The 221-nt window shown below is 33.9% G+C and carries 1 protein-coding gene; it reads right to left on the bottom strand.

The annotated features are described in order from the left end of the window. On the bottom strand, nucleotides 1-170 hold a 170-nt coding region (locus ULO1_RS15460), incomplete at its 3' end, for a DUF4372 domain-containing protein (protein WP_143325464.1). Between the last annotated feature and the right edge of the window lie 51 nt (nucleotides 171-221).

The following is a 221-nucleotide window of genomic DNA, read 5'->3' as shown; positions in this document are numbered from 1 at the left end:
TTTAATTGTTCTAACTGGGCATAGGCCAGAAGATAGAATAGCTTAAGTGCTGTCAGTTTTTTAACGTATTTGTCAACACCTGCGTTATTAATAAGCTGAAAAATTTTTTCATGAAAAATTGGCTGAAACAATTGAAAAAATGTGGATTTTGTGATATCCTTGCCTCGCATTATAGCTTCTCCTTTATATTAGAGATTTGGGCAAGGACTACCCTTAATCTC

Origin of the sequence: Carboxydocella sp. ULO1, from assembly GCF_002049255.1 — a bacterium.
GTDB lineage: Bacteria > Bacillota.
This window is presented reverse-complemented; position numbering and strand designations above follow the sequence as displayed.